General features: G+C 70.3%; 9 protein-coding genes. All 9 read left to right on the top strand.

Annotated features, from left to right (window positions below):
* Window positions 1–442 precede the first annotated feature (442 nt).
* Window positions 443–814, top strand: coding sequence for a DUF3846 domain-containing protein (locus AC07A6_RS40905; protein WP_478780484.1), 372 nt, complete (start codon window positions 443–445; stop codon window positions 812–814).
* Between the two features lie 67 nt (window positions 815–881).
* Complete coding sequence (locus AC07A6_RS40900; RefSeq protein WP_478780483.1) at window positions 882–1148, top strand: hypothetical protein; 267 nt, start codon at window positions 882–884, stop codon at window positions 1146–1148.
* Window positions 1145–1693, top strand: coding sequence for a hypothetical protein (locus AC07A6_RS40895; RefSeq protein ID WP_478780482.1), 549 nt, complete (start codon window positions 1145–1147; stop codon window positions 1691–1693). The genes AC07A6_RS40900 and AC07A6_RS40895 overlap by 4 nt, the downstream gene beginning before the upstream one ends.
* Window positions 1694–2030: 337 nt before the next feature.
* Window positions 2031–2285 carry a hypothetical protein gene (locus AC07A6_RS40890; RefSeq protein WP_470195451.1) on the top strand — a complete coding sequence of 85 codons (255 nt, stop codon included), beginning with the start codon at window positions 2031–2033 and terminating at the stop codon, window positions 2283–2285.
* A gap of 99 nt (window positions 2286–2384) precedes the next feature.
* Window positions 2385–2882: a DUF6573 family protein gene (locus tag AC07A6_RS40885; protein WP_478780481.1), complete on the top strand. Its 498-nt coding sequence runs from the start codon at window positions 2385–2387 to the stop codon at window positions 2880–2882.
* 188 nt (window positions 2883–3070) lie between these two features.
* On the top strand, window positions 3071–3499 hold the full coding sequence (locus tag AC07A6_RS40880) for a hypothetical protein (RefSeq protein ID WP_478780480.1): 429 nt from the start codon (window positions 3071–3073) through the stop codon (window positions 3497–3499).
* A gap of 213 nt (window positions 3500–3712) precedes the next feature.
* Complete coding sequence (locus AC07A6_RS40875) at window positions 3713–4543, top strand: class I SAM-dependent methyltransferase (protein WP_478780479.1); 831 nt, start codon at window positions 3713–3715, stop codon at window positions 4541–4543.
* Window positions 4544–4610: 67 nt separating this feature from the next.
* Entirely contained in the window at window positions 4611–4961 is a 351-nt protein-coding gene (locus AC07A6_RS40870; protein WP_478780478.1) for a DUF3846 domain-containing protein, read from the top strand.
* 88 nt (window positions 4962–5049) lie between these two features.
* Entirely contained in the window at window positions 5050–5355 is a 306-nt protein-coding gene (locus tag AC07A6_RS40865) for a hypothetical protein (protein WP_470594750.1), read from the top strand.
* The last annotated feature ends 427 nt before the right edge of the window (window positions 5356–5782 follow it).

Genomic DNA, 5782 nt, shown 5'->3' with positions numbered 1-5782 from the left:
CCAGCGTGGCCCACCGCAGTGGGCTGTCCTTTGCCCCCCCCCCCCCCCCCCCCCCCCCCCCCCCCCCCCCACACCCCCCCCCCCCCCCCCCGGGCCCGCAGCCATGCCCGGCAGCCCAGGCGCATCCCGCCGGCCGTGAGCGGCCGGGCGTTCCCTCCAGGCCCGTGGACGCGGCCGGCGTGCCCGCGGCCGGCCGGGGAGCCTCCACCGCGGCCGCCGCCGGCCCGCGCCGCCGGCCGCTTGGACGCCGGCGCCCTGGAGCACGGGACGGGCCGGCGGCACGTGCGCGGGCTACGCCGGCGCCTCTGGGGCATGCCGCTGAACAGGGGAAATAGCCGCCTGCACCGTTCCGAAAGTGATGAGTAGCGGGTATAGTTATGTCGTGGGTCGGCGGTGGCAGCCGACCCGCACCGAAAACCAACTCCCAGGAAAGGGGCCCCCCATGCCCACCCTCCTCCAGGACGGCTACGCCCTGCGGGTCGAGCCCACCGGCGGATTCCGCCTGCTCGACTGGGACGCCGACACCTGCCCGCAGGACGCGCTCGGCGCCGACCAGGTCCGATCCGTCGACCTGACCACCCAGCTGATCATGTGGACCGACGAGCTGGCCGTCCCGCTCGGCCTCCCCGCCAACACCCCCGCACGCCAGCTCCTCCACGCCTACCAGGCCACCCCCACCCCCGTCTGCGGCGTGGCCGTCTTCACCGGGTCCACGCGCGGCGGAGCGCTGCTCGGCCTCACCGAGGACCAGGCGCTCATGCTCGTCGACCGCTACTTCAGCCGTCACCGCGACGTCCCCCGGCCGCGCCGCTAAACGCAGGTCACCCCCGGGCCCCGGAACCGAATTCCGGGGCCCCTCGAATTCGACGAAAGGAAAACCCGTGAAATTCACCTTCATCGGAGACTGGTACGAAGTCTGGGATCTCGCCGATTCGTTTGCGGTCGTCGCCGAGGGAGCGGACTACGAGGAGGCCAAGGCGAACGCGGCCGCCGCAGTGCTGGAGGCCTTCCCGTGGCGCGCCGAGGAGGACGGCGAGACCCCCGAGACCCTCTGGGGAGGCGACAACGGCGCCTACGTCGTCGCCGCCTTCCTCGGAGACCTCGGCGCCCAGGCGGTCGACGCCGCGAGCTTCCGGCTGATCGCATGACCGCCACCGAGACGCGGACGTACACCGTCATCGGCCTGACCCTCGACGTCGACCGCACGGAGCTGCTCATCGCGGCCGTGGTCGCGGGCACCGTCGCCGACCAGATCGAGCTGCTGGCCACCAGCGAGGAGGACTTCACCCGGTGGGCCGAGGAGTTCAACGCCCCCGACCCGGACGCCGCCGCGGACCTGGCCTACGCGTTCTGCCGCGACTTCGGCTATGCCGAGGAAGACACCGCAGGGGAGTACCTCCAGCGGGTCCTGGCCGAGGCGGGCGTCGAAGCCACCAGGGGCGCGCACCTGGGCTCCGGCTGCTCCTGGATCGCCGTCCCCACACCCGACGGCGGCGAGGTCCTGCTCACTGGCCAGGACCGGCACGAGGCCGAGGTGGACTACCCGCTGACCGATCACGCCGGTTGGCTCGCCTGCGCCTACGACGAGGACGGCGTCGAGTTCACCGTCCTGTACGACTCCCACACCCCCGACCTGGCCGCCGATACCGCCGCCGCCGTCGCGGCCGTACGCGCAAGCGTCACGACCGGCTAGACACCCTCCCGCCCCGCGCCCCCACCGTGCCCTGCCGCACGGTGGGGGCGCACTCGCGTTCCTGTCGGTGGGTGCACCGGGCTGAGCCGCTCGGCCCGCGCGGACTCCCTCCCGCACCCCCGGCGCGCGCCGGCCGCGGCATCTCCAGCCGTGCCGGCCACGGGAGAAGCGCCGGCGAAGCGTGGCCGCCGGCGGAAGAGGGGCGAGGGTCAATTCACCCAGGTGGGAGGGCTAGTGGGGACACCGGAAGTGATCGAAGTGTGTTATAGTTGTCTTGTTGGTCGGCGGTGGCAGTCGATCACAAACCGAATCCACGCACAGCCGTGAGGAGACACTCATGTCCGACACTCTGCTCCGCACCCTCGACCTCATCGAGCCCGGCGACCTGGTCCTCTACCACGGCAGCAAGCCCGAGCACCACGGCTTCTACCTGGCCCGGCTGTGCGACTGCTTCTACTGCGGACGTGCGGACCACCTCGGGAGCGCCGACACCCGCTACCACCTCACCGACCCGTTCGCCGAGGACCCGGACGCCTGCGTGGTGCACCACGTGCGCCGCGCGTCCATCACCCGGTCGGCCGCCAACGCCTGACCCTCCCTCGGGGCGCAGCCACCCGGCTGCGCCCCGCCCCGGGCGGCGGGGAGTGGCACCCCGCCGCCGCCGAGAACACCGCTCACGAAAGGGCAGACCATGACCGACAAGACCCTCATCAGCGGCACCGCGAACCCGGATCGCCTGGGCCCCGACGCGATGCGCCGGACCCCCGAGGCGGAGCAGCCGGCCGTTTCCGTGGCCGACCTCTTCGGAGGAGTCATCCACGCGTACAGCCGCGCCAGGGCCCTCGCCGACGGGGCCCTGGTCGCCGTCGGCGACGACATCGCCCGCGAGGCCGGGTTCACGGTCCCCGTGGCCCTCACCGCGGCCGCGTGGGCCGACTGCGTCGCCTGGACGGCCGAGGACAACCGGCAGACCTACCAGGACGAGTCGGGACGTCTCTGGGACGTGCTCCGGATGACCCACTACGCCATCAGGCGCTCGAACGACGGGAGTTCCTGCACCGTCGAGCTCTACCGCGTTCCCCGCGACGGAGAGAGCCACGAGAGCGGGCGGGCCCGGCTGCTCGCCACGTGCGGGCCCGGCGACGAGATGGAGCCCGTGCTCACGATCTCCCTGCCCGGCGAGGACTGACCGGCGACTGCGGCGCCCCACCCGGCAAGAGGTGGGGCGCCGCGAGTTCGCAGCGCCTCTCACGTGCGGAAATTCCTCCGGGAAAGATCCACGAATCCCCCCGTGAGTGATGAATGTGCGGTATAGTTGTCTCGTTGGTCGGCGGTGGCAGTCGACCAGAAACCGGAAGCAGACCGAGAGGAATCGGCATGGCAATCACGTCGCACGACCGGACCCCGTACGAGGTTGAGCGCTCCGCTGCGCTGTTGATGGGCTTTCTCAACGCGGTGGGGGACGGCTGTCACCATCTCGTCGTCGCGGCATCCGCGAACGGCGCCACCCTCTCGGTCTCCGTGCCGTTTCACAACGACGGCGAGACGAGCGACCTGGACCCGGACGACGCGCTTGAAGCGATGATGGTGCTCACCCTCGCCGCCATGGTCGGCGGAGGCGCGGTGATCCGCACGACCGCCGACCAGACCTCCGAAGTGATGGGCTGGAAGCTGATGGAGTTCTACGCCAAGCCGCTCAGCGCATCGGAAATCTTCAACGCCTATTGCACGGACGCGGAGACCGGCGAAGTGATCCCGCCGGAGTGGGGTGTGGAGTACGTGGCCGCACCGCGTCTGACGGTCTGAATCGGGGGCTCCGGGGCCGGGCGCTTCGCCCGGCCCCGGAGCCGCTCCGGCCGGACCCCGTCCGCCCCTGCCCTGCCCGGCCGGCCGTTGAGGGCGGCGCCCCACGAACTGGTGGCGCAGAGCGAAGTGTTGTTTTGCCGTTCTAGTTATTTCGCGGTCGGCGGTGGCAGCCGATCGCGAGCCGAATTCGCACAGACTTTGAGGAGCTCCGTCGTGACCATGACCCGTGAAGAGCAGAAGGCGCACCGCGAGGCCCGCCGACTCGTTGCCCTCGCCCGCGACCTGACCGAGGACGAGAAGGACACCGTCGCCGAGCACTGGCAGGAGTCCAGTAGCGTCACGAACAAGCTCGACGGCGCTCACTTCACCCCGCTGGGCCTCGCGTCCGACCTTCGGTTCCACGTGGTCGGCACCCGGGTCATCGACCTGTGCGCCGGGGTCGGCCGACTCGCCTACGCCGCCCGCGAGCTCTACACCCGCCGGTGGGAGGGACTCCCGCCCCGCGAGATCGTGTGCGTGGAGAAGAACCCGGACTACGTCGCCGTGGGCCGCAAGCTCATGCCCGAGGCCCGGTGGATCGTTGCAGACGTGCTCACCATGGACGCCGAAGAGCTGGGGTTGGGCGAGTTCGACACCGCCATCGCGAACCCGCCCTTCGGTCCCCGAGTCGAACGCCACGGGGCCGGCCCCCGCTATCGGGGCGACCGGTTCGAATTCCACGTCATCGACCGCGCGGCCACCCTCGCCCGGCAGGGTGCGTTCATCATCCCGCAGCAGTCCGCCCCCTTCGAGTACAGCGGTCGGCCCTTCTTCCAGCACCGCCCCAGCGAGCAGTACGCCCGTTTCCACCGTGAGACCGGTCTGACCCTGGGCGAGAACATCGGCATCGACACCAGCTACCACGGCTACCGATGGCGCGGGGTGTCCCCCACGGTCGAAATCGTCACCGCCGATTTCACCGATCCCGCCAGCGGACTCCTTCCGCACCCCCGTTCCGGGTTTCGGGGCAGCCGGGTCCCCGTAAGTGATGAAAGCGTGGTATAGTTTTCTTGTTGGTCGGGGTGGCAACCGGCCAACACCGAAAACTCACACTGCGACAGATGGAGCCATCGTGACTCTCGCACCGACCGCCCTGCTCATCACCCCTGAGGCCGAGGTCATCCCGGTTGACCTGCCCGGCGACTCCGGAGCCCGGCTGACGGCCATGTACTCCCTGATGCGCTGTGACCAGGTGGACGTGGTGGCCCTGACCGACCAGGTGGACATGTGGCTGGACGACAACGGCCTCTACACCCAGCCGGTCAACCCGGTGGCCACGCTGCTCGCGCGGCGCTTCGGCCGGACCTACCAGGACTACCACGGCCCCGTCCTGCTGACCGGCGGAGCGGACGACGAGGGGGAGACCCTGCCGCTCAACAGGGACAAGATGCTCGCCATCCTGGCAACGCTCGCCGACCTCTGAGGGCGCCCCCAGGGGGAGCAGCCGGAACGCTGCTCCCCCTGGGCGAACCACCTGCCGATGCCGTATCTGAGAGGGATGGAGCCCCCGAATGTCTGTCACCTTCTTTGCTGACGTTGCTTCCGAAGAAGTCAACATGGCCAACGCCAACGCGGCCCGCGTGCTGGGCGTGCTTGGGTACGACGAGTTGGCGGGTGACGCGGAGGCTGATGACTTCCTGGGAAGGGTGCTGGTGGCGCTGGCGTTGGTGCCGGTGGATGCCGGACGCCCGGCGACGGCCGAAGGCCGCTTCGTCGACTGTGGGCGCAGGGAGGGCTACATCCAGGAGCGGCTGGAGGAGCTGCGGGAGCTCGCCGAGGAAGCACGGGCGCGGGGGCTGCCGGTCTACTGGGGGTAGCCGGGGCCGTCGGCGGCCTGAAAATGGGCGGCTGGTGGCGTGTTTTGACGGTGTGTTGGTTGTGTGGGGGAGGCCCGAAAGGGCCTCTTTCTCTTTTCCGGGGTGGATTCCTATTCGTTTCCCGAGCCGGGCTGAATTTCTCTCCCGTTCCCTGACGTGTCGTCAGGTGCAGGGGATGTGACGCTCCGTCCGTGACGTGTTCCCGGGATATCGGATCGGCGTATCCCGAGCGGAGCATTCGAATTCCAGGCCTCTTGGATTTCGGCCGTAAGGCCGCCCCGGAATTCGGCCGTGCGCCCCGCTGTATTGAACCCGGTCGCCCGTGAGGGCGACCGCCCCGCGCACGGTGCCCGGCAGGGCACTGAAACCCCCTCAGAAAACCCCCGGCACCCTCCCCCCGAACCCTCCCACCCCACACCCCGCCCCA

It is taken from the genome of Streptomyces sp. NPDC044002 (assembly GCF_056434525.1).
This window is presented reverse-complemented; position numbering and strand designations above follow the sequence as displayed.

Bases quoted from the DNA above. Each gene is read 5' to 3' on its own strand.
- AC07A6_RS40890 (WP_470195451.1), top strand. From the start codon at position 2,031: ATGTCCGACACTCTGCTCCGCACCCTCGACCTCATCGAGCCCGGCGAC.
- AC07A6_RS40880 (WP_478780480.1), top strand. From the start codon at position 3,071: ATGGCAATCACGTCGCACGACCGGACCCCGTACGAGGTTGAGCGCTCC.
- AC07A6_RS40905 (WP_478780484.1), top strand. From the start codon at position 443: ATGCCCACCCTCCTCCAGGACGGCTACGCCCTGCGGGTCGAGCCCACC.
- AC07A6_RS40895 (WP_478780482.1), top strand. From the start codon at position 1,145: ATGACCGCCACCGAGACGCGGACGTACACCGTCATCGGCCTGACCCTC.
- AC07A6_RS40885 (WP_478780481.1), top strand. From the start codon at position 2,385: ATGACCGACAAGACCCTCATCAGCGGCACCGCGAACCCGGATCGCCTG.
- AC07A6_RS40865 (WP_470594750.1), top strand. From the start codon at position 5,050: ATGTCTGTCACCTTCTTTGCTGACGTTGCTTCCGAAGAAGTCAACATG.